The organism is Coriobacteriia bacterium (genome assembly GCA_013336165.1).
Taxonomy (GTDB): domain Bacteria; phylum Actinomycetota; class Coriobacteriia; order Anaerosomatales; family JAAXUF01; genus JAAXUF01.
The window spans coordinates 210,711-233,434 of record JAAXUF010000001.1; the positions used below are offsets into that span (position 1 = coordinate 210,711).

General features: G+C 63.7%; 25 protein-coding genes. All 25 read right to left on the reverse strand.

Translation table 11 applies throughout. From position 1 onward, the window contains the following. Nucleotides 1-124: 124 nt before the first annotated feature. The 25 genes from HGA39_01055 to HGA39_01175 all read right to left on the reverse strand — a co-directional run bounded on the left by HGA39_01055 (nucleotide 125) and on the right by HGA39_01175 (nucleotide 22,723). Nucleotides 125-793, reverse strand: a complete 669-nt coding sequence (locus HGA39_01055) for a riboflavin synthase (GenBank protein NTW27944.1) — start codon at nucleotides 791-793, stop codon at nucleotides 125-127. A gap of 53 nt (nucleotides 794-846) precedes the next feature. Then, entirely contained in the window at nucleotides 847-1,512 is a 666-nt protein-coding gene (locus HGA39_01060; protein ID NTW27945.1) for a ribulose-phosphate 3-epimerase, read from the reverse strand. Nucleotides 1,513-1,541: 29 nt separating this feature from the next. After that, nucleotides 1,542-2,561 carry an NAD(P)-dependent glycerol-3-phosphate dehydrogenase gene (locus HGA39_01065; GenBank protein ID NTW27946.1) on the reverse strand — a complete coding sequence of 340 codons (1,020 nt, stop codon included), beginning with the start codon at nucleotides 2,559-2,561 and terminating at the stop codon, nucleotides 1,542-1,544. Beyond that, nucleotides 2,558-3,229, reverse strand: coding sequence for a glycerol-3-phosphate 1-O-acyltransferase PlsY (plsY, locus tag HGA39_01070; GenBank protein ID NTW27947.1), 672 nt, complete (start codon nucleotides 3,227-3,229; stop codon nucleotides 2,558-2,560). The genes HGA39_01065 and plsY overlap by 4 nt, the downstream gene beginning before the upstream one ends. A gap of 3 nt (nucleotides 3,230-3,232) precedes the next feature. Then, on the reverse strand, nucleotides 3,233-4,546 hold the full coding sequence (locus HGA39_01075; protein NTW27948.1) for a ribosome biogenesis GTPase Der: 1,314 nt from the start codon (nucleotides 4,544-4,546) through the stop codon (nucleotides 3,233-3,235). Between the two features lie 7 nt (nucleotides 4,547-4,553). Continuing rightward, the gene (locus tag HGA39_01080; GenBank protein ID NTW27949.1) at nucleotides 4,554-5,864 is read right to left on the reverse strand and encodes a DUF512 domain-containing protein; all 1,311 of its coding nucleotides are present in this window, start codon (nucleotides 5,862-5,864) and stop codon (nucleotides 4,554-4,556) included. 59 nt (nucleotides 5,865-5,923) lie between these two features. Further along, the gene (gene ispH / locus HGA39_01085; protein NTW27950.1) at nucleotides 5,924-6,763 is read right to left on the reverse strand and encodes a 4-hydroxy-3-methylbut-2-enyl diphosphate reductase; all 840 of its coding nucleotides are present in this window, start codon (nucleotides 6,761-6,763) and stop codon (nucleotides 5,924-5,926) included. After that, nucleotides 6,760-7,440, reverse strand: a complete 681-nt coding sequence (locus tag HGA39_01090; GenBank protein NTW27951.1) for a 1-acyl-sn-glycerol-3-phosphate acyltransferase — start codon at nucleotides 7,438-7,440, stop codon at nucleotides 6,760-6,762. The genes ispH and HGA39_01090 overlap by 4 nt, the downstream gene beginning before the upstream one ends. Continuing rightward, nucleotides 7,437-8,105, reverse strand: coding sequence for a (d)CMP kinase (locus tag HGA39_01095; GenBank protein ID NTW27952.1), 669 nt, complete (start codon nucleotides 8,103-8,105; stop codon nucleotides 7,437-7,439). The genes HGA39_01090 and HGA39_01095 overlap by 4 nt, the downstream gene beginning before the upstream one ends. Before the next feature lie 64 nt (nucleotides 8,106-8,169). After that, entirely contained in the window at nucleotides 8,170-9,513 is a 1,344-nt protein-coding gene (aroA, locus tag HGA39_01100) for a 3-phosphoshikimate 1-carboxyvinyltransferase (protein NTW27953.1), read from the reverse strand. Then, nucleotides 9,510-10,658 (reverse strand): prephenate dehydrogenase/arogenate dehydrogenase family protein, encoded by a 1,149-nt coding sequence (locus HGA39_01105; GenBank protein NTW27954.1) that lies wholly within the window; start codon nucleotides 10,656-10,658, stop codon nucleotides 9,510-9,512. Before HGA39_01105 ends, aroA begins: the two co-directional genes overlap by 4 nt. Continuing rightward, nucleotides 10,655-11,680 (reverse strand): 3-deoxy-7-phosphoheptulonate synthase, encoded by a 1,026-nt coding sequence (aroF, locus tag HGA39_01110; GenBank protein ID NTW27955.1) that lies wholly within the window; start codon nucleotides 11,678-11,680, stop codon nucleotides 10,655-10,657. Before aroF ends, HGA39_01105 begins: the two co-directional genes overlap by 4 nt. Nucleotides 11,681-11,757: 77 nt before the next feature. Beyond that, on the reverse strand, nucleotides 11,758-12,861 hold the full coding sequence (hisC, locus tag HGA39_01115; GenBank protein ID NTW27956.1) for a histidinol-phosphate transaminase: 1,104 nt from the start codon (nucleotides 12,859-12,861) through the stop codon (nucleotides 11,758-11,760). 100 nt (nucleotides 12,862-12,961) lie between these two features. Then, on the reverse strand, nucleotides 12,962-13,546 hold the full coding sequence (locus tag HGA39_01120; GenBank protein NTW27957.1) for a histidine phosphatase family protein: 585 nt from the start codon (nucleotides 13,544-13,546) through the stop codon (nucleotides 12,962-12,964). Between the two features lie 4 nt (nucleotides 13,547-13,550). Further along, nucleotides 13,551-14,321 (reverse strand): adenosylcobinamide-GDP ribazoletransferase, encoded by a 771-nt coding sequence (locus tag HGA39_01125; GenBank protein ID NTW27958.1) that lies wholly within the window; start codon nucleotides 14,319-14,321, stop codon nucleotides 13,551-13,553. 15 nt (nucleotides 14,322-14,336) lie between these two features. Further along, nucleotides 14,337-15,356, reverse strand: a complete 1,020-nt coding sequence (gene cobT / locus HGA39_01130; protein ID NTW27959.1) for a nicotinate-nucleotide--dimethylbenzimidazole phosphoribosyltransferase — start codon at nucleotides 15,354-15,356, stop codon at nucleotides 14,337-14,339. A 90-nt stretch (nucleotides 15,357-15,446) separates the two neighbouring features. After that, nucleotides 15,447-16,061, reverse strand: a complete 615-nt coding sequence (locus tag HGA39_01135; protein NTW27960.1) for an adenosylcobinamide kinase/adenosylcobinamide phosphate guanyltransferase — start codon at nucleotides 16,059-16,061, stop codon at nucleotides 15,447-15,449. Between the two features lie 2 nt (nucleotides 16,062-16,063). Further along, nucleotides 16,064-16,852: an rRNA pseudouridine synthase gene (locus tag HGA39_01140; GenBank protein ID NTW27961.1), complete on the reverse strand. Its 789-nt coding sequence runs from the start codon at nucleotides 16,850-16,852 to the stop codon at nucleotides 16,064-16,066. After that, entirely contained in the window at nucleotides 16,824-17,447 is a 624-nt protein-coding gene (gene scpB, locus HGA39_01145) for an SMC-Scp complex subunit ScpB (GenBank protein ID NTW27962.1), read from the reverse strand. Before scpB ends, HGA39_01140 begins: the two co-directional genes overlap by 29 nt. Further along, nucleotides 17,444-18,226, reverse strand: coding sequence for a segregation/condensation protein A (locus HGA39_01150; GenBank protein NTW27963.1), 783 nt, complete (start codon nucleotides 18,224-18,226; stop codon nucleotides 17,444-17,446). Before HGA39_01150 ends, scpB begins: the two co-directional genes overlap by 4 nt. A 37-nt stretch (nucleotides 18,227-18,263) precedes the next feature. Next, complete coding sequence (trpS, locus tag HGA39_01155; protein NTW27964.1) at nucleotides 18,264-19,337, reverse strand: tryptophan--tRNA ligase; 1,074 nt, start codon at nucleotides 19,335-19,337, stop codon at nucleotides 18,264-18,266. A 62-nt stretch (nucleotides 19,338-19,399) separates the two neighbouring features. Then, nucleotides 19,400-20,047, reverse strand: coding sequence for a site-2 protease family protein (locus HGA39_01160; protein ID NTW27965.1), 648 nt, complete (start codon nucleotides 20,045-20,047; stop codon nucleotides 19,400-19,402). Continuing rightward, entirely contained in the window at nucleotides 20,048-20,239 is a 192-nt protein-coding gene (locus HGA39_01165) for a hypothetical protein (GenBank protein ID NTW27966.1), read from the reverse strand. Nucleotides 20,240-20,249: 10 nt separating this feature from the next. Continuing rightward, nucleotides 20,250-21,521: a thymidine phosphorylase gene (locus tag HGA39_01170; protein NTW27967.1), complete on the reverse strand. Its 1,272-nt coding sequence runs from the start codon at nucleotides 21,519-21,521 to the stop codon at nucleotides 20,250-20,252. Between the two features lie 5 nt (nucleotides 21,522-21,526). Further along, complete coding sequence (locus tag HGA39_01175) at nucleotides 21,527-22,723, reverse strand: phosphopentomutase (GenBank protein NTW27968.1); 1,197 nt, start codon at nucleotides 22,721-22,723, stop codon at nucleotides 21,527-21,529. Nucleotide 22,724: the final 1 nt, after the last annotated feature.

Consider the following 22,724-nt stretch of genomic DNA (forward strand, 5'->3'; position numbering starts at 1 on the left):
TGTGGGAGCAAGGTTCATGGTTGACAGCCGCTGGCGGCGAGAACCCACTGTGCCTGATGCGCTAGAGGCCCGGCAGGTGCAGTCGCAGCGGCCGGGCCTCTCACTGTATGCATGCCGTATTCGGCTATCGACCTTCTCTGAACTCGCGAAGCGCATCGCCAAGTCCGCGCCGAGTGGTTTCCGGACCTTCCGCGCCAGTTCGAGCGTAGAGGTCTACGAAGCGTTTGACGTACCGGGCCATGATGTCCACCTCGATGTTGACCATCGAATCGATGGGCTTGTCTCTAAGGGTGGTGCTCTCCTCCGTTTGCGGAATGACAGCAGCCGAGAATCCCTCGCCGCGAACCTGCGCGACAGCCAGCGAGATGCCGTCCACAGCAAGCGAACCTCTCGGCACGATGTATTCCATCAGTGCGGGAGGCATGTGGAACGTATATATCGTCGAGTTACCGGCGGCCTGGCGCATGACAAGTCTACCCACGCCATCGACGTGACCGGTGACCATATGCCCACCCATACGGTCGGAGAACCGAAGTGCGCGCTCAAGATTGACGGTTGATCCGCTCCTCAGATCGCTGAGCGTCGTGCGATCCAGCATATCGCCGCTCACGTCGGCGACGAAGGCACCACGTTGGAACTGCGACACCGTGAGGCTGACACCATCCACACAGATCGAATCGCCCATTGCCATGTCTCGACCAAAATCCGGTGCATAGACCTGCAACCGAACGCCGCCGGACACCGCCTGCACCGCCGTGACGGAGCCTCGGGTTTCGATGAGTCCTGTGAACATGCTTCCCCCTCGCCTAGTTCGCTCGCATTGGTCCAAAACCGGCCGGTAGTCAGCTAGATCTCGGCCGCCTCGCGAATAGCTCGGATCGCCGACGCAACGTCCGGAGTGCCAAACACCGCATTTCCGGCGACGAGGCAGCGGGCGCCCGCCGCAGCGACGATCGGCGCAGTCTCAGCCGTGATGCCGCCGTCAATCTGGATGAGCGGATGCGCGCTCTCCTGCTCGCACAGCGCCGTCAACTCGCGGATCTTGGCGGCCGTCCTCGGAATGAATGCTTGCCCGCCGAATCCCGGGTTCACGCTCATAAGGAGCACCATATCGACGTCGGCGATGATGTCGCGCAGGACATCGACGGGCGTGGCAGGATTCAGTGCTACCGCCGGCGACACACCCGCTGAACGAATGCGCTGAATGACCCGGTGCAGGTGATGAGTGCCCTCGGCGTGCACCGAAATGATGTCGGCACCGGCGTCGAGATACCAGCCGATCGTGTCGTCAACATTGTCGATCATCAGGTGGACATCAACAGGCTTGGTGGCTACCCGCTTGATAGCGGCCACAACCGGCGGGCCTATAGTGAGATTGGGGACGAAATGTCCGTCCATGACGTCCACGTGTATCAGATCGGCCCCACCGCCCTCGGCGAGCTGGATTGCATCGGCAAGACGGGCGAAGTCCGCCGACAAGATCGACGGAGCGATCAGGATCCCTTCAGGCAGCACGGTTCCCCCTCGTGTCGTCGTGCGCACTAGTCCTCCACAAGTCCAAGTCCATGCAGTTCGTCACGAGCTTCACGGCCGAGCAAAGCGTCCTCGGCGTTGGTGACCTGCACTCCTTCGTACAGGATCGCTCGAACCTGCTGGGTTATCGGCAGTTCGAGACCTTCGCTCTTCCCCAGCTCATCTACGGTGATGCAAGCCAGCGCGCCCTCGGCGACCATGTGAGTCTGCTCGTAGAACTGCTCCATCGAGCCGCCCTTTGCGACCAGCTCGCCCAGCGCCCGGTTGCGTGAGTGACGCGAAGTACACGTCGCGATGAGATCTCCCATGCCTGCAAGACCCATGTACGTGAGCGGGTTGGCGCCGCGAGCGCGACCCAGCCGGCTCATCTCCGCCAGCCCGCGAGTCATCAGAGTGGCTTTGGTGTTGTCTCCGTAGCCCAAGCCGTCGGAAATGCCCGCCGCGAGCGCGATGACGTTCTTGCTCGCACCACACAACTCAACGCCCACCACATCGGGATTGGTATAGACGCGGAATGAGCGGGTCATGAAGATGTCCTGAAACAGGCGACCGACGCTCTCGTCATACGCAGCGACGACCGTCGCAGAGGGGACACCGCGGCTGACTTCTTCGGCGTGATTGGGGCCCGAAAGGCCGGCGATGCGCTCTCGTCTGCCGAGAACGTCCTCAAGAACCTCCGTCATCAGCATTTTCGTGCCGCCCTCGACGCCCTTGGACAGAACGATGACAGGCGTGGTGGTAGGCAGGTACGGACCCATGGATTCGGCGGTACCGCGCACGCCGATCGACGGCGTGACCATGACCACGGCTTCGGCGCCGGACAGAACGCTTTCGATATCGGTGCCGGCAACCACGTTGGGCGCGAGAATGACCTCGGGGAGATAGATGGGGTTGCGGTGCTCGGCATTCACGCCCTCGGCGATATCGGCTTCACGCGCCCACAGCTGAACGTCGTGGCCTTTGCCTCCCAGCAGCCAGCAGACGGCTGTCCCCCAGGAACCGGCTCCGATAACGGCAACCTTCATCAGGAGCCCCCTTTCATCCTTTTCGCGACGCTGCCACGCTCTTTGAAGGATATCCTATTTTCTTCGCCCCTGAAGATACGGCCGATATTGCTTCGATGCCGCCAAATGACGATTGCGGCAACAGCCAGTGCGAAGATCAGCCGAGGCCAGTCGCGCGGGTAGACAAGTGCGCATGCCAGAGGATAGGCGGCCAAAGCAAGTATCGATGCCAGCGACATGATTCGAGTCGAAAACAACAGTGCGAGCCATAGCGCGAAGATCCACGGCAGCGCCCACGGGCTGAGCACTAATAACGCGCCGCCGGTCGTTGCCACACCCTTCCCTCCCGCGAACCGAATGTAAGGAGAGTACGAATGTCCAGCAACGGCGCAGATTGCCGCAAGGATCATTGCCCACTCCCGTGCAATGAGACCGAATTGGCCGCTGCTGACAAAGAGCATTGCGAGCCCCACGGCCGCGGCGCCTTTGCCTATGTCCACGACGGCGGTGCCGATCGCCGCCTTTGCGCCCAATGTCCGGAGTACGTTGGTCGCACCGAGGTTCCCCGAGCCGTGCTGCCTCACATCAACGTGGTAGAAGATCTTGCCTATGATGAGGGCCGATGGCATCCCACCAAGCAGATACGCCACAACGGCCAGAGCCACCAAGTGTGCGACGAGTAGCCAGTCCACTGCCTAATCCTTCTTGCGGAACTTCAGGATGATTGGGGTGCCGAGCAGGTCGAACGCGTCTCGCATCCGGTTTTCGACGTACCTCCGGAAGTTGTCGTCGGCAAGTATCGGGTGATTCGCGAAGAAGGTGAAGCCTGGGGGCGCCGTGCGAGTCTGTGTGACGTAGTTCACACGCAGTGTCATGCCGTTCTTGTTGACAGTGTGACCGAAGTCCCTCATCTCAGTGAGCATCTTGTTCAGGCGGCTCGTGGAGATCTCCTGCATGTAGTTTGCGTACACGGTTGCGATCGCATCCCAGATGCGATCAACACCTTTGCCGGTCAGGGCGCTGATGCGAAGCACCGGTGCAAAGCTGATGAATCCCAAGCGGTCGGTGATCTTCTCGGCGATCGCATCTTTGGCTTCCTGGGTCTCAAGCGCGTCCCACTTGTTCAGCAGAACGATGATGGCACAGCCACGCTCAAGCGCGAAGTTGGCCACACGCTGGTCCTGATCGGTCAGTCCGATCGTGGAGTCGATGACCAGCAGCGCCACCTGCGCGCGGTCGATCGCCCGCATTGCGCGCACGAAGCCGTAGTACTCGACATCGGCGTCGATGAGGGCCTTGCGTCGGATGCCGGCGGTGTCCACGAGGCGAAATGCGCGTTCGTCGCGCTCAACCAACAGGTCGATCGCGTCGCGCGTTGTGCCCGCCACGTCCGAAACGATTGCTCGGTCAACGCCGGACATGCGGTTCAGGAGCGAAGACTTGCCAGCATTCGGACGGCCGATGATGGCGACGTCGATGGCCTTGGTCTCGTCCTCAGGCTCGCCCGTGGTGACAGGCAGGGCTTTCACGATCTCGTCCAGCAGGTCTCCGGTGCCGTGACCGTGAGTTGCCGAGACCGACCAAGGCTGCCCGAGGCCAAGATTCCAGAACTCGAACGCCTCGTCTTCGCGGTTGGGTGTGTCCATCTTGTTCACAGCCAGGAACACGGGCCGGCTTGAGCGCTTCAGCACTCGCGCGACCTCCATGTCATCGGGCGTGAGGCCCGTCTTGCCGTCGACCAGAAGGATTATGACGTCGGCTTCCTCGGCGGCCATGAGTGCCTGAGCACGGATCGAAGACTGGAACTTGTCGATGTTGCCGCTCTCAATACCGCCGGTGTCGATGAGGAGGAAGTCCACACCGTTCCAGTCGGCCTGATGGTAGCTGCGGTCACGCGTAACACCGCGCGCTTCGTGAACGATGGCGTCAGTGGTCTGCGTCAGACGGTTGACCAACGTCGACTTGCCAACGTTGGGCCGGCCGACGACTGCGACTATTGGTAGCGCCATGGGCGCATCACTCCTCTGGGTTGGAAGCGGGTACTTCCGCTGCGGTTCGTAGCGCCGAGAGCAACCCGGCAGCGTCACAGGATACCAGACGAACATCTTTCCTTGAGAGAGTACCCAGCTGCGAGGCGGGGACGTCGTCAAGCAGAAGCCCGTCGGCATTCACGACGACGTCGGGAACGAGCACTATCGCGCCCTGTGCCTGCTCCGTGATCGCGGGCACGAGGTCGCTTCCGACCAGGAGTCCTGTAACGCTCACATTGCCTCCGAAGAACCTGTTCTCGACCGCGAGGACTTGAATATGGGCGTGCGGGTCGGTCTCGGCGAGAAGCCGTTCAAGTACGGGAGCGAAGAGCATGCCGCTGACGAGCGTTACCGCCGGATGCCCTTGAAGGCGCAAGACTGCGTCTTCGAACTGATCGTGCAGCTCGAAGGAATCGTCGATGAAGCTGCGGACGAGGCCGATGCCGTTTTCATACTGCGGGAAGTCGTCATAGTACCGGGCGGGGGGAATGTCGACCTCGGCGTTGAGGTAGAACTCATCGGCAAGGTAGAGCCATGTGATGCCGTCTCGCTTGCGGAAGGCTTCCTGCCACGGAGTCACCTGCGCGATCACGGCTCGTGCTGCTTGCGCACTCTCAAACGAACCCGAGAACCGCTCCTGATGCGCCGTGTAGCCGAGCGGAACGACGCCGACCGAGAGCACGCCCTCGCGCTCGGCGAGCCAGGTGAGCGTTCGCTCAAGAACAGGACCGTCGTTGATGCCGGGAACCAGGACGATCTGCACATGCATCTCGATCCCGGCATCCAGGAGTTCGTCGAATCTCTCGAGCGCACGGTCCTCCTGCGCACAGACGAGTGCGGCGCGCACATCGCGGTCGATCGCATGGAGCGAGACGTAGAGCGGTGAGAGGAACTGCTCGGCGATGCGGCCGAGATCGGCGTCGAAGAGGTTGGTGAGAGTTATGAAGTTGCCTTGCAGAAACGACAGCCGGAAATCGTCGTCGCGAAGGTAGAGCGCCGGACGCAGGCCTTTGGGGAGTTGCGTCATGAAACAGAATGCGCAGTTGTTGCGGCAGGTGCGTACGCCGTCGAAGACGGTGTCGGCGAATGTGACGCCCCACGTCTGGCTTGCTTCGCGCGTGAGCGTGGTGCGACGCGCGGGCTCCCCTGCCACCTCGACCGTGACACTCGCGTTGTCGGCCAGCCACTGCCAGTCGATCACGTCGCGCAACGGTTGGTCATCGGCGTGCGCGAGAATGTCCCCCGGAGTGAGTCCTGCAAGCGCCGCCGGGCTGCCCACATCGACGGCGGCGATCATACCGCCGCCTCGCTTCAGTAGCGTTTTGCCACCATAGTCGGCACGCGCGGGCACGACCGCTATCCGATCGCTCGAATGGCGTGCACGACGGCCTGCATCTGTTCGTCAGGCGTAGATGCGCCCGCTGTTACACCCACCGACTCGGCTCCTTCAAACCACGAGACGTCGAGCTCGTCCGGCGTCTCTACGTGATGCACGTGGGCGTTGACTTCGGCGCAGATCTCGGCGAGGCGGGTCGTGTTACCCGAGTTGTGCCCACCGACAACGATCATGACGTCCACGTCGCAGGCAAGCTCTTCGGCCGCCCTTTGGCGTTTGCCGGTCGAGGCGCAGATCGTGTTGAAGACGCGCAGTTCGCTGACTTTTGGCAGGATCGCTGCGACGACCTCGTTCAAGCGCCTCGCAGACTGCGTGGTCTGCACGACGATGCCCACGCGCGCGCTGGGCATGCGCTCCGGAAGCTCTGACGCCGAGGAGACCACCAAGGCCGAGCCGCCCGCGTGCGCCAGAATGCCCTCGACCTCGGGGTGTTCGGCTTCCCCGACGATGACGATCGTGTACCCGCCGTTGAGGAGTTCCGCGGCGGCCTCATGCGCCTTGCTGACGTGAGGGCACGTCGCGTCGACGACGTCGAGCCCGCGCTTGCGTGCTGCCTCGATGATCGCCGGCTCCACGCCGTGAGAACGGATGACGAGAATCCCCTCGGCGGCATCGTCGAGAGTCTCGGCAACTCCGACGCCCTGGTCTTTGAGCGCCGAGACGGCCTGAGGATTGTGGATCAGGGGACCGAGCGTGTGAACCGCAGCGCCGCTCTCCGCGGCCTGTGCGGCCATCCTGAGGGCGCGCTCAACTCCGTAGCAGATGCCCGCAGATTTTGCGACCTCGACGCGCACGCTCACACCACTCCCGCTTTGTCGCGCTCCTCGCCGATACGCTTCATGATCTCGGCGGTCATAGCCTCCATGCGTTCCTTGCGCTCGCCATCTTTGAATCGCGATGGTGAGACCGGCTTGCCGAAGCTGATGCGCACCTGCGGGAAGCGCGGGATCCGCGCGCCGGCCGGAAGGGCTTTCTCGGTACCCGAGATCCCGACCGGGATCACCGGCACACCGGCATGCATCGCTATGAAAGCCGCACCGAGGTGCGCCGAGACGGTCTCATCCTCGTCTCCGGGCCGCCTGCGCGTGCCCTCGGGGAATATGGCCACCGGCTCGCCGGCCTTCAGGAGGGTTGTCGCGCGAGTGATGGCCTCACGATCGCTCTCGCCGCGGCGAACGGGAAACGCCCAAAGCCGGGAAAGCCCCCAACCCATCAGGGGCGAGGACCAGAACTCCGCCTTGGCCATGAAGTGTGTGGGTCGCGGCACGCACGACCACAACAAGGCCGGATCGAGGTAGCTGACATGGTTGCCGGCGAGGATGTAGCCTCCCTTGGCAGGAAGGTTCTTCACGCCCTCGACCCGCACTCGGTATATCACTAGCAGAAGCGTGGCGATCGTCGATTGCACAAAGTGTGCGAAACGCCATTTGGGCGCTCCGGGACCTTCTGCACGGCTTCCCAGTGGCGGGGCACTCATGGCTGACGCTCCTTTGCTAGCGATACGATACGGTCAACAACTTCTTCGAGAGACACGCCAGTGGTATCGATTTCCACCGCATCATCGGCCGACGTCAGCGGCGAGTGTTCGCGTGTCGAGTCAATCTCGTCGCGTCTCTCGATCGCGTCCCTGACATCCGACTGTGCGACCTGCATCCCGCTGGCCTTCTGCTGCGCTGCTCGGCGACGTGCACGCTCTTCAGGCGCCGCTGTGAGAAAGACCTTCAGTTCAGCGTCGGGGAACACGACCGTACCGATGTCACGGCCCTCCATCACGACGTTACCGATCCGAGCGAGTTCGCGCTGCTGATCAACCAACGCCTCGCGCACGTGAGGTATGCGTGCGACGACGCTCACGGCCTCGTCGATCCGAGGCATTCTGATCGCCGATGTGACGTCCGTCCCAGCGATCAACACCTTGGACGCACACGACCCCCTCTCCGGCACGAATTCAATCGAATCGCGTCGCGCCAGACGAGTGACAGCGCCCTCATCGGCAAGCGCGATTCCCTCGTCAAGCGCGCGAACGGCGACTGCGCGATACATGGCGCCCGTATCCAGATAGCAGAAGCCGAGTTGTGCAGCTACCCTCTTCGCTACGGTTGACTTGCCGGAACCAGCCGGGCCGTCGATCGCTATGATCATCGTGGTTTCAGGTCGCTTTCGGCGAGGTGGCTTTCGGTTCTGTATCGTATCACGCGCAGAAGAGTCAGGTGCCTGCTTCGGCCTGGAGTAATGCGATGTCACGAGCAAAATCGGGGTAGCTCACGGAGACGGCGTCGAAGTCTTGTACGGTGACCGCTCCGTCGGCAACAAATCCCGCGACAGCCCAGGTCATGGCGAGACGGTGATCGCCCAGGGAATCGAGCGAAGCGCTCCGCAACCGGGACGGCCCCACAACGATAAGCGTATCGTCTTCTGCAGAAGCCACCGCGCCCAGAGCGGTCAGCCCGTCAACAATCGCCGCCAGCCGGTCGGACTCCTTCACGCGTAACTCGCCGACTCCTTCAAACCGGGTTTCGCCGTGCGCCTGAGTCGCCACGAGGGCCAGAATCGGCACCTCGTCGATCAGGAACGGCACCTCTCCTGCACAGACAGTGGTCGCAGCAAGCACCGGTGTGTGCCGCACTACGATCTCTCCCACCCGCTCGGCACCCGTCTGAGGCCACGGCACGACCTCGATCCGGGCACCCATCCGGTCGAGCACACGGAGGAAGCCCGTGCGCGTCTCATTGAGCGAGACCCCCGGCAGCGTGACATGACTGCCGGCAACCACCAGGGCGGCCACTGTCAGAAACGCTGCCGAAGAGGGATCGCGGGGCACTACGATCTCACCCGCCGAGTGCAGAGTCGCCGGTCCTTCCACCGCGGCAGAGCAGGTGTCCCGCTCCACCTCGACGTCGACCCCGAACACGGGAAGCAGCAACTCGGTGTGGTCTCGGCTCTGTTTCGGCTCGACGACTTTCGTACGGCCATGTGCGCGAAGTCCCGCGAGAAGAATCGCACTCTTCACCTGCGCCGAAGCGACCGGGGACTCGTATGCGATCGGCTCCAGGGCGTCACTGCCCCTTATCGCCAGCGGAAGCGTCCAGTTCACGCCGCACGCCGCGCAGTTCATCTCAAAGGTCGCGCCCATCTGTTCGAGCGGTCGAATGACTCGACGCATGGGACGCTTCGACAGCGATTCGTCACCGGTCAGGGTCACCGTCATCGGCCACCCTGCGAGAACCCCCATCAGTAGGCGCGCAGTCGTCCCGCTGTTTCCACAGTCGATCGTAAGGCCCGAGTCCGCCTGCGGCCCGCGCTCTCCCCAGCCCTCGATGGTGCCGGCGAGCGACCCATCCGGCTGGCTCTCCAGCATGACGTGAGCGCCAAGCGAAGTCACCGCCCGGATGGTGGATCGCACGTCTGCCGAGTTAAGCACGCCCGCCACCCGCGTCACACCTTCGGCCATCGCCGAGAACAACACCGCGCGATGCGACAGCGACTTGTCTCCGGGTACGTGCACTTCGCCGCACAGAGGGTTCGACCCGGGTCCGAATGACGCGATCATGCGTCCTCCCCTGCCGCTTCAAGCGGGGTTAGGCGTGGCTCGTAACCGCGCGACATCAGGTCCTCAAGCAGACCACCCATGTCGCCCTCATCGGTGAGCACCAGCACGAGCACAGCCGTATCTTCACTCTGGTGATCGATGTCGATCCCTTCGATGTTGCCTCCTACGCGCGAAACCGCACTGGTGATCTCGGCGACCTGACCGGGGCGGTCCAGCATCGGCACCGCGAGTTCGAGGAGCCGGGAAGTCGCCGGTACCCACTGGCTGGGCAAAGACCTGCGGATTTCCGATGCCGAGGAAAGCCACTCGCGAATGGCGGCTGCGTCACGAGCGCGCACAAGCGCCTCAAACGAGCCGAGCCGTTCGCGCAGCTCCTCGATCCCCTCGGCAAGTGCGGTGGCGTTGTCGAGGCAGATGCCGGTCCACAACTCCGCGCTGCCAGCGGCGATGCGTGTGGTGTCTTTGAAGCCACCTGCGGCCAACCGCATGAGCTCGCCGCGCTCGCCAGAGTGAGCCGCCGCGAGACCGACCAGTGCCGCTGCGGTGACGTGTGGGACGTGACTCACGATCGCGACAGCCTCGTCGTGCGCGGCCGCGTCGACCGAGATCACGCGCGCGCCGATGGCGGCGATGAGCGCGTAGACAGCGCTGAACAGGTCGGGATCGGTGTTGTGCGAGGGCGTAAGCAGCCAGTACGCGCCGTCGAAGAGGTCGGCGCGCGCCGCGGTGATGCCGGATCTTTCACTGCCGGCCATTGGGTGTCCGCCGACGAACTGCGACGGATCCGCCAGCTCCTCGCGCACGGCCGCAAGCACGCCGGCCTTCGTGGAGGCGACGTCGGTCACTGCGCCGCGATACCCCGCCGAGCCCAGCACCCGAAGCCACTCGCGCACGTACTGTGCGGGCGTGGCCAGCACCACAAGATCGACGCCCTCGGCGCCGAGCCACTCGGCAACCCGGGGATCGTCCGCTGGTGCGCCCTCATCCACGATGCCGTGCTCGACGGCGTAGCGAAGCGCCGCCGTATCCGAGTCGATGCCGACCACACGCGGCGCATCCGGCAGCCGCTTGAGCGCCGCCGCGAGCGACCCGCCGATCAACCCGACGCCGATGACAGCGATGCGAGAAAAGCCTCCGACGCTCATTCGTCGACTCCCATGTGTTTGCCTTCCAGAGCCACGAGCGGCGTGACCCGCTTCATCAGCTCGGTGAAGTCCGCCGGCTTCAAGGACTGCGGCCCGTCGCAGCGTGCGCGTTCAGGGTCCGGGTGAACCTCGACCATCACGCCGTCTGCGCCCGCAACAACCGAGGCGCGCGTCATCGGCACGATAAGGTCTCGGCGGCCTGTGGAGTGCGACGGGTCCACGATCACAGGCAGGTGCGTAAGCGTCTTGAACGCCGCCACCGCCGCAAGATCGAGCGTATTGCGCGTGTAGGTCTCGAACGTGCGGATGCCGCGCTCACACACCATTACGTCGCGGTTACCACCCTTGAGCACGTATTCGGCGGCAGAAAGCGTCTCTTCAATCGTCGCCGAAAGTCCCCGCTTGAGCAGCACCGGCCGGTTCATCTTGCCCAGTTCCTCAAGCATCATGAAGTTTTGCATGTTGCGGGCGCCGACCTGGAGCACGTCGGCCCACTCGCCGACCGTCTCGGCGTCGCGCACGTCGAGTACCTCGGTGACAACCGGCAGGTTCACCATGTCGCCGGCCGCACGCAGGAGTTTGAGGCCCTCAAGGCCCATACCCTGGAACGCGTACGGGCTCGATCGCGGCTTGTACGCGCCGCCGCGCAGCATCGTAGCTCCGGCCGCGGCGACTTCACGAGCGGCCGACATCATCTGCTCCTCGGACTCGATCGAGCAGGGTCCGGCGATCATCGCGAATGCACCGCCGCCGACTGTCGCGCGGCCGATCCGGATGACGGTGTCCTCGGGTTGGAAATCGCGGGTCACGAGCTTGTACGGCTTGAGGACCCTGATGACTTCCTCGACCTCGGGTAGACCCTCAAGATCGAGCGTGTAGATGACCTCGCGCGGACCGATGACTCCAATAATGGTCTTGATTTGGCCCTGAGACAGATGCGCCTCGGCACCGGCTTCGTGCAAGAGCTCGACTACGTGATCTATGGACATCTGGGACGCATGGTCCCTCATGACTACCAGCATGTGCTCACCCCTGTCGCTTCGCGTTGTTAAGCGGTCGTTTGCATTCCGCCGCAAAGCCCGCTTGAAAGGGTGCTTCCCTAGATCGAGCCAAGCTTCGCGACGGTGGCTTCAAAAGCCGCGACGGTGGCGTCCGTGTCGCCTGGGGTCCCGATACCGACCCGCAATGCCTGCGACGTACCGAAGTCGCGAACGATCACGCCTTCGGCAAGGAGCGCCTCAAATACTTCGACCGGCTTCTCCGTCAGGACATAGACGAAGTTCGTTTCCGACGGCACGTACGCAACGCCGAGCCGATCGAAGCACGAATACAGGTACGTCTTCTGTTCCTGATTTTCGCGCCTGCGGCGTTCGACTTCGGCCACGTCATCGAGCGAGTAGTACGCAGCAATCTGCGCGACGGTGTTCAAGTTGAACGGCTCGCGGACCTTCTCGACTGCAGCGACGAGCGGCTCCGGCAGCACGCCGTAACCGACGCGCGCGCCCGCAAGCGAGTAAATCTTCGAGAACGTGCGCAAGACGGCGATAGGACGCGTGCCGTCGAAGTAGTTGAGCCCGTTGGGCATCTCGGGAGAGGTCGCGTATTCGAAGTAGGCCTCGTCGACGACCACCAGCACATGCTCCGGCACCTTCGCAAGGAAGTCCTCAAACGCAGTTCGCGAGTAGATTGTGCCTGTCGGGTTGTTGGGGTTGCAGAGGAAGACGAGCTTCGTGCGCTCGGTGATCGCCGCGAGCATGGCGGGAAGGTCGTGAGTCTCACCGTCGGTAAGGGGAACCATCACTGCCGTAGCACCCATGAGCTGAGTCGACATCGGATAGACGACGAAGCTCGGCCACGCGAAGACGCACTCGTCGCCGGGGCGCAAAACGCACTGCGCGATGATACGCAAAAGCTCGTTGCTGCCGGAGCCGGTCACGAGATAGCGCTCATCGACGCCGAGATGCTCGGCGAGACGGCCTTTGAGGGCGCGCGAACCGCCTTCGGGGTAACGGTTCAGGTGAGGGAGCACGGCGCGCATGCCTTCGATGGCGCGCGGCACCGGGCCATAAGGGTTCTCATTGCTGGAGAGTTTGTGGATCACATCGCAGCCGGATCGCTCGCGCACTTCACTCGCGCGCAGGCCGGGAGCGTACGGCGTCATCGGCGTGAGTTCCGGTCGTATGAGCGCGTCCCAGTCCATCATGAGTCCTTCCGTCCGTACGCCGTGCCGGTGGGTACGTGGTGCGGACGATTGTCGCAGGTCAGCGACGAGGAGGCAACCGTATCCGCCGTGGCGCTCGATCCTATGCCCGCACGAATTCGACGAGCATGCCGTGTCCGTCAATGATCCGGACCGTGGCAACTTGGGCGTTATGTATCTGAAACGCCCAGATGTCGTCGGCACAGAGTCCGAGCAACTGCACGAGAAGCACACGGAATACGCCCGCGTGGGTGACTATTGCCACGCGGTTTCCATTCTCCACCAACTCGGTCGCGATCGATGCCACACGCCGCCCCAGCGAGTGTCGTGACTCCCCTTCCGGTGCCACCGGTTCGTCCATCGACCGATAGTTGAACTTCAAGCCGGCTGCTTCGATCTCGGCATACGTCTTTCCCTCGGCGAGGCCGAAGTCGATCTCCATCAGACGATCGTCGCGGCGCAACGGCACGCCGGTCAGCTTCGCGGCATCCGATGCCACCACCAGCGCGCGTTCCAGAGGAGACGACCACACGGAGGCGGGTGCAAACCTGGCGATGACAGCCGACAGACGGCGTGCCTGCAGCTCCCCTTCCGCTGTGAACGGAGAGGTACCGCGGCCCACAAACCGGCCGGCCACGTTGGCTTCGGTCTCGGGATGTCGGATGATGAGGATGGTGGTATCGGCCATGGCTTTACACCACCGCCAGCACGAAAGCGACAAGCAGCACTGTCTCGGTGAGCAGGACGCTCGCGCCCATGACATCGCCCGTGACGCCGCCGAAACGCTCCGAAAGGACATGCGGGATTGCGAGAGCCAGGAGCATCCCAAGTCCGCCGAGAACGGCACCCGTCACGCCGAAGCCGAACCACAGGACCGCGAACGCTATCGCGACCGTGAGCCCCACGATAGCGAGCGAAAGCGGCGTAGGAGCGCCCATCACCGAGCGCCCCAGCCCGCCTGGGCGCGCAGGCTTGCCGAGCCATGCGGCCATCGTCGCCGAGAACCGCGCGAACGCCGGAACGACGATCAGAACCGATTCATGAGACGCCGAGAGGATCGCGGCAATCGCGGCGACTTGCAGGATCGCCGTCAGCGAGAGCACGGTTGCCCCAAAGGCGCCCGTGTGGCTGTCTGACATGATCTCCAGACGGCGAGCCGTATCGTGCGAACCCCAAAAACCGTCGGCAACATCGGCCAGGCCGTCCCAGTGTAAGAGGCGCGTAACCAGCGCCCACGCCACAACGATGCAGCCAGCGACAACAAGGGGGGCGCGCAGCGCTCCACCGGCGAGCGCGGCTAGCTTCGCAGCGCCGTACCCTGCGATGCCGAGCAACAATCCGACGGCCGGGAACCACGCCGCGCTCTGCACTCGCCCGTCCTCCGGCCAACCTGCGCGCGTCGGAATGGCCGTCAGCAACGACAGCGCCAAACCCGCATCGCGCAGAGGATGCTCAGTCGCCATTCGCGTCCTACTCCTTTAAGCCTCGTCTACGCCGGCCTCTGCGAACGTGGCCATGCCCGACATCATCCTGCAAGCAGCATCGATCACGCCCATCGCGAGCGCAGCGCCGGTTCCCTCACCCAGTCGCATGTCCAGATCGAACACAGGGGTCAATTCGAGATGATCCAGCACCGCGCGATGCCCGGGCTCGGCCGAAAGATGTGACGGGAACACGTAGTCGCGCGCGGCGGGACACAGCGCAACGGCCGCAAGCGTCGCCGAGCTCGCGATGAAACCGTCGCTCACGACGGCCACGCCCTCCTCGGCAGCGCCGAGCACGACTCCGGCCAGGGCTGCGATCTCAAGGCCCCCAACCGCGGCGAGCACGCCAAGCGTGTCCAGAGTACCGATACCGTTGACTTCGAGTGCTCGCCGGACGACCGACGCTTTGTGCGCGACACCTGTATCGTCAAGCCCCGTACCGCGCCCGACGACCGCTTCCGGCGCCATCCCGGTGAATGCGGCGGTCAGCGCCGCGGCTGCAGTCGAGTTGCCGATCCCCATCTCACCGGTGCCGATGAGCGTGAAACCTTGCTCCGCAGCTTCGCGGACCGCTTCAACGCCGACGAGCATCGCCTGCGCGCACTCTTCACGCGTCATGGCCGGACCGGCCGCCATGTTCGCAGTGCCATGCGCGACGTTGGTGTGACGGATGCCGGGGGTATCGGCGAGGTCGCGCACCACGCCGACGTCGAAGACCTCGACCTGCGCGCCGACAGTCTGGGCGATCTGATTGATCGCCGCGCCGCCACCGATGAAGTTCGCGACCATCTGCCAGGTGACGTCCTGCGGGTAGGGAGCGACCCCCTCGGCGACAACGCCATGATCGCCTGCCATGAGCAGAATCGTCTTCTTCGCGACGCTCGGCCGGTCGGTGTTCTGGATGCGTGCGACCTGTGCGGCAATCCGCTCAAGACGTCCAAGCGAGCGAGGAGGCTTGGCGAGACTGTCAAGACGTTCCCGTGCACGGGTCTCGGCGGCTGGATCCGTCACCATGACCGAGGCGATAACCTCGGCAAGCTGATTCTCAAAGGTGTGAGAGAAACTCACGAAGTTCCTTTCGTTGGTTCGCAAAGGAGAAGTGTGTCAGTCCTCAGGCCATGGCGCCGTCTGCGGCAGCACGCTCAAGTCAACCAGTCGACCCGCCACACACAAGTACGCCGATTCGGCGCGATCCACTATCCTGCGGTTGGCACGCCCCAGCGCATCGCGAAAGATCCGTCCGCTGAGGTACGCGGGAACGACGCCGCCGCCAACCTCGTTGGTCACCACGATCGTGTCCCCTATACGCGACAGCAGCCACGTGAGCGTCGGCTCGAATGCCCGATCCAGCGCCGCCTCAAGGCCCGCGGGAGCAGTCTCACCTGCGTCCGCCAGCACCTCGCCACCCGTGCAGGCCTCCCACGCCGTCTCCATCGCAAGCCCGAGCAGCGTGCCCAGGCAGTCGACCACCAGCAGCGCGTCTGAAGGCACCTGCGCCATCCACCCCTCGGCGGAGCGAGACTCGAGCGTCTCGAACCCGGCGGGCCGGCTCGCACGATGGCGCGCGACGCGCTCGGCGAATTCGGCATCGAGCGGCTCCTCGCGACCGAACACCGCGACCACTACTCGTGTTCCATCGAGAGCGCGGGTCTCGGCCAGCCGCTGAGCAGCGCGAGATTTCCCGCTTCGCGCTCCTCCGGTGAAGACGACAAGCGCCATTGCTATCCAACCTCGCCCATGTCGACCGCCGCCTTGAGCTCGGCGACCTCTTTGGCCGTCAGGTAGCGCCACTTTCCTTTGCCGAGCGAATCCAGCGTGATCGGCCCGAAGCTCACTCTGGTCAGTTCGATCACCGGGTGGCCGACCGATGAGAACATACGACGGACCTGCCTCTTGCGCCCTTCGCTGATCGTGATCTCGCAGTAGCTGGTTGCTCCCACGCGCAGTGCTCGCACCTGCGCAGGCGCCGTCATGCCGTCGTCAAGCAACACGCCCTCGCGCAAGCGACCGAGCTCGGCTGCGGTGATGCGCCCGTCGACCTCGGCACGGTAGACTTTCTCGACATGCCAACGCGGATGAAGGACGCGGTGCGCCAGTTCGCCGTCGGTCGTGAACAGCAAAAGACCGGTGGTCTCGAAGTCGAGGCGTCCCACCGGGAACAGCCCCGGATGCTCGCGAACAGGCACGAACGATGTCACGGTGGTGCGCCCCTGCGGATCACTCATCGTCGTCATGACACCGGCGGGCTTGTACAGCGCAATGTACACCGCTTCATCGGCAATGGAGACGGGCACCCCATCGAGCGTGACCACGTCTGTAGAGGGGTCGACTTTCGCGCCGAGCTCAGTCACGACGACGCCGTTGACGCACACTCGGCCGCCGGTCATGAAGTCTTCACTGCCGCGCCGAGACGCCACACCGGCCCGCGCAAGGAACTTCTGCAGGCGCATGGGAACCACGCGCTCTTCGTTTGCGCCTTCGTCAGTCAATGGTCTCGAGCATTTCGTCATCGGCGTACTCGGATTCCGGCATTCCAGCCTGTCCGCTGGAGAGCCGATCGCGGATGGCTTGCTGAGTCGTCGGATCCGGAGCGAACTCGTCTAATGGGGGCAGACCGGAGAGATCCTTCAGTCCAAACTTCTCGAGGAACGTGCGGGTGGTTCCGTAGAGGATTGCGTTGCCCGAGTTCTTGTCGCGAGCGACTTCGCGCACGAGGCCCTTCTCGACGAGCGACGAGATAACGGCTTCGCTGTTCACCCCGCGGATGGCGTTGACGCCCTGCCGGGAAACAGGCTGATGATACGCGACTACAGCGAGCGCCTCGAGCGCCGCCTGCGACAGCTTGCGTGTGTCCCACGACAGCACATACGCCTCGATGACGTCGTGGAAGCCCGGATGTGTGTACAGTCTCCAGCCGCCAGCGACCTCGCGCAGCTGAAAGCCGCGCTCCGCTTCGCGGTACTCCTCGGCGAGGTTCGATAGCGCCTCGTCGACGTCACCCGGCGAGGCGTCGAGCACCTTCGACAGGCGAACCGCCGATACCGGCTCGTCGGAGACGAACAGCAGCGCCTCAAGTGCGCCGCGAAGTGATGCATTCTCATTCATCGAAGATCCTCCGGGTCCTTCAGGCTGCGGCGGGCAGCCTCTTCGTCGTCCAGGTGCGTGATCATGATGTCGCCGAACAGGTCGTCCTGGCTCACATCGGCCATCCCGCGTTTGTAGAGCTCAAGGATAGCCAGCAGCGTGACGACGACGATTTCCGGTGTTGCATTCTCGCCGAGCAGCTCACTGAAACGCGCAGAGCCGTTGCGAACGAGTTGGCGGTGCACGCTTTCTGCATGCAGTTCGAGCGACACCGGCATCGAGGCGACATGCTCGGCTTCCAGCAGAAAGGTTTCTTTCCGGTTCGCAAGATCGGCGCAAATGACGGCGAGGCCTCGGAGAGTGATGCCTTCGAGGTAGTCCGGCATCAGCCCCAGGAAACCCTGCTCCAGCCCGGATTGCCTCGGGTGCATCTTGTCCTCGGACTCCATGCGCGCGGACAGCTCTGCGGCTGCGTTCTTGAACTGCTTGTAGGCGAGCAGGCGGGCCACGAGGATGTCGCGCGCCTCGTCCGGCGAGAGATCATCGAGTTCATCGCCGAAATAGGCTTCCTCCTTAGGAAGAAGCGACGCAGCCTTGATCTCCAGCAATGTGGCCGCGACGAGCAAGAAGTCGCTCGCGACATCAAGATCGAGGTCCTGCATGCGGTCGATGTACTCGAGGTACTGATCGGCCACCGTCGAAACGGAGATCGTGTTCACATCGAGCTTCTGGCGGGAGACAAGGTGCAGTAGCAGATCGAACGGTCCTTCGAAGACGTCTGTTCTTACTACGTAGCCCACGCTCTAAGCACTCGCCTTCCGGAGCCGAGAGACGGTATTACGCATCCGAATCCGCGACCGCAGCGTTGGATGCGGCTTTGCCGCTGACGGGCTTCTCAATCCCAGCAGAAAGCGCTGTGCGTGCCGAGACGCCCACGAGTTCGCGACACGTCGCCACGACCTCCGCAGTGATCGGACGGGCCCGCTTGGCACCCTTTGCAAGCACTTCATCGGCAAACCCGGGAATCGCGGCCAACTCGGCTCTGCGCTTCTGAAAGTCGGCGAGGTAACTCACGAGGTCCTCGGCGAATGCGCGCTTGTGCTGCACGCAACCGCACTCGGCGACGCGGCAACAACGGTCGAACTCAGAGATGGCATCCGCATCGCCGATCAGCTTGTGCACCTGATGCAGCGGGCAGATGTCGGGGTCGCCCGGATCGGTCTTCAGGCGTCGCGCGGGATCGGTCATGAACGACATGGCTTTGGCGCGCAACTCCTCGGGCGGGTCAGACAGGAAGATCGAGTTTCCGTAGCTCTTTGACATCTTCCGGCCGTCGGTTCCCGGTACGCGGGCGCCTTCCTTGGCGATGATCGATTTGGGCTCGACCAGGTAGGTGCCATACGTGTTATTAAATCTCCGCACAATCTCGCGTGTCAGCTCGAGATGCGGGAGTTGGTCCTCCCCCACGGGCACGGCGTCGGCAAGCACGATGGTTATGTCGGCTGCCTGCATCTCCGGATACAAGAAGAACCCCACATTGCCCAGATCCTTGTCGGAGATCTGATCGCGCTGCTCCTTGTAGCTGGGAACGCGCTCAAGCCACGCCATCGGCGTGACCATGGTGAAGTACAGGGTGAGCTCGGCGACTTCAGGCACATCGCTCTGGCGGTAGATCGTGGAGACGTCGGGGTCGAGGCCGGCAGCGCACCAGTCAAGCACCATCTCTTCGGTGAACGCGCGGATCTCGCTCGGGTCGGCCCACAGCGTGGTCAGTGCGTGCCAATCGGCGATGAAGTAGTAGGCGTCATAGTCGTGCTGCATCTGAAGCATGTTCTGGAGGTTGCCGAACCAGTGCCCAAGGTGAAGCTTGCCGGTCGGGCGGTATCCGGTCAGGGTGCGCTTCTTGGTCATGGTGCGGAAAGACCTCCTATACGTGCGGACGACGGGGACACGTGAGCATCATACCGTCTTGGCTAGGGCAGTATCGCGTTCAAGATCGGAACCACGGTGTGATCGAAGTACCAGCCGAAGGGATCCAGCCCGGGTACAAGCGAGGGCAGGAGGAAGATCAAAACGATCAGAATCGCGAACGAGTACCGCTGCAACTGGTACCAACCCTTTAGCGCCCGATTTGGCAGGAAGACCGGCACGATGCTCGATCCGTCCAGTGGAGGAATCGGAATGAGATTGAAGAACATCAACACGAGGTTCGCGTACGCAAGCACAACTCCGACGAGTCTGACTCCGTCAGCGAGCGACCCCGAAAGGAGAAGCGAGGCCCACGCCAGGAGGGCGCCAGCGAGGGCAAGCGCCAGGTTGGCCGCAGGCCCAGCAAGGCCAACTATCAATTCACCCTTGCGCAGATTCTTGAAGTAGCGCGGATTGTAGGGCACGGGCTTCGCATAGCCGAAGATGAATCCACCGAAGATGAAACCTATCAGCGGCAACACAATGGATCCAAACGGATCGATCGACGCGATTGGATTCATCGTCAAACGTCCTGCGTTCTTGGCGGTGAGATCGCCCAGCCGATAGGCCGCATAGCCATGCATGAATTCATGGAATGTGATCGACGGTATGAGGAGTACAAGCCAAACGATGGTCACCGGGCTGATATTCACTCAATATCCTTTCAGGGGCGCAAGAGCCCCGCGCGCAACGCGAGCCGTCTGAAGGTTCGCGAGTTCGGCTTGTCTGCCAACAGCGCGACCGTCAAGACGGTCATCGCGGGCTCGCGCAAGTATAGCCGAGAACGCCTCGGACGGTGTTGCGCCCCACCCGGTCAGATCGCCCCTGCTGTCCTCGCGTGCCATGTGTCCCTACCTATGCAGCTCCCACACGCACAGCCTCACGAAATCGCTTCTCAGCCGCATCGAGAAGCGATTCTTCCGAAGCATACAAGCGCCCGACGACACTTCCCGCAACGATGCGGTCTCCCACTCGCACATCAAGCACGAGACCTGCAGCCGGATCAACCGTATCGCCGATGCGCTGCCGCCCGGCGCCAAGTGCAGCAGCTGCCCGGCCGATCTGCTCGGCATCGAGCCGAGTCACCCGGCCGGCCGTCTCAACTCGCACCTCGCGCATGAAGGCCGCTTGCGGCAGCAGCGAAGGATCCTCGGCGACGCGAGGGTCACCGCCCTGCGCTTCGACCCACAGCCGGAAGCGCTCGATCGCGCGTCCTGAAGCGATCGCGTCGATCAACATCGCGCGTGCGGCGCCCTCATCGGCTGCGACCTCGCCCATCACCAGCAGCCGAGAACCCAGCGCCAGGCACAGCTCCGTCAGCTCCGCCGGACCCTCGCCGCGCAGAGTGCGGATCGCCTCGGCGACCTCGATGGCGTTACCCACCGCCATGCCGAGCGGTGCATCCATGTCGGAAAGCACGCACTCGATCCGCCTGCCCAAGGCCGTACCGACGGCCGTCAGCTCTTCGGCCAGGCAGAGGGCGTCCTTGCGCGTCTTCATGAACGCGCCCGAGCCGACTTTCACGTCCACCAGGATCGCGTCGGCCCCGCCCGCAATCTTCTTCGAGACGATGGAACTCACGATGAGAGGTATCGACGGCACCGTTCCGGTCACGTCGCGCAGCGCGTAGATGAGGCGGTCGGCCGGGTCAATGTCGGCGGTCTGTGCGACCACGGCCACGCCAATGCGCCGTACCTGCGCGATCATCTCTTCGACCGAGAGCGCCGTGCGCAACCCCGGAACGGATTCCAGCTTGTCCAGCGTCCCTCCGGTGAAGCTTAAGCCGCGGCCACTCATCTTGGCGACCGGCACGCCGCACGACGCAACCAGAGGAGCGAGCACGAGCGTGGTGGTGTCGGCGACTCCGCCCGTGGAGTGCTTGTCGACCTTCACCCCGGGAATCGCCGAGAGGTCCACGCGCCGTCCGGATCGCACCATGGCATCGGTCATGGCGATCGTCTCAGGCCGTGAGAGCCCGCGCAGCAGCACCGCCATCAGCCACGCGGACATCTGGTAGTCGGGAACGTCGCCGGCAACGAATCCGGCAACTATCGCCGCGATCTCTTCGGCAGAGTGCTCGCCGCCGTCGCGCTTGCGTTCGATCAGCTCCTCGAAAGATGCGTCCATCAGGATCACACTCCCTGCAGCGGAGTCAGAAACGATGTTCCGCGCAGCCCAGAGTTCGCAAGCCCATAGAACTCCGCCACCGTTGCGCCGATGTCGGAGAACGTCGCCCGCACGCCGAGATCGACGCCGCGCGTGGCGCCCTTCACGCACGCGAGCAGCGGTGCATACTCACGGCTGTGGTCGGTCGACGGCGTAGTGGGGTCACAGCCGTGGTCGGCTGTCACGACCAGCAGATCGCCATCGGTCATGGCGCCGAGCAACTCCGGCATCCGCGCATCCAACTCCTCGAGCCCGCGAGCATAGCCGTGGGCGTCGTTCCGGTGGCCCCAGACCATATCGAAGTCGACAAGGTTCGCGAACACGAAGCCGGGTGCCGACCCGCCCACCAGCTCAACCAGCTTGTCGAACGCATCCATGTTGTCCGTCACATGTGGTGAGTCGCACACACCTCGCCATGCGAAGATTTCGCCGATCTTGCCCACGCCATGTGTCGCGATTCCCGCCTCCGCAAGCCGATCCAGAACGGTGGGACCCGTCGGCGGCAGTGCGAAGTCGCGCCGCCGATGTGTGCGCACGAACGCGCCACTGGCATCAGGACCGGTAAACGGCCGCGCGATCACGCGCCCGACCGCGTGTTCGCCGACCAAGACGCGCTCGCGCGCCACAACGCAGATGCGATAGAGCTCGGCGACCGGAATCACGTCCTCGTGCGCGGCGATCTGAAACACGCTGTCAGCGCTCGTGTAGACAATCGGCTTGCCCGTCGCGACGTGCTGTGCACCCAGTCGCTGGATAATCTCGGTACCGCTGGCAGCGCAGTTGCCGAGCCACCCCAAGCCGGTCTCGCGCGTGAACGCATCCATCACCTCTGGCGGAAAGCCGTCCGGGTACGTCGGGAACGGGGTCTCCAGGCGCAGACCCATCATCTCCCAATGGCCGGTCGTGGTGTCCTTGCCGGCCGACTCCTCGGCACACCGGCCCCACGAAGCTCGCGGAGACTCCACCGCGGGCACGCCGAGAATCTCGGTCACGTTGCCCAGCCCCATCGCTTCCAGATTGGGCAACGTGAGGCCGCCCACGGCGCGAGCGGTGTTCGAGAGCGTGTTCGAGCCGCTATCGCCGTACGCATCAGCGTCCGGCAGAGCGCCCGCCCCCACACTGTCGAGAACCAGGACGATAGCGCGCGCGGCCCGCATCGCCACC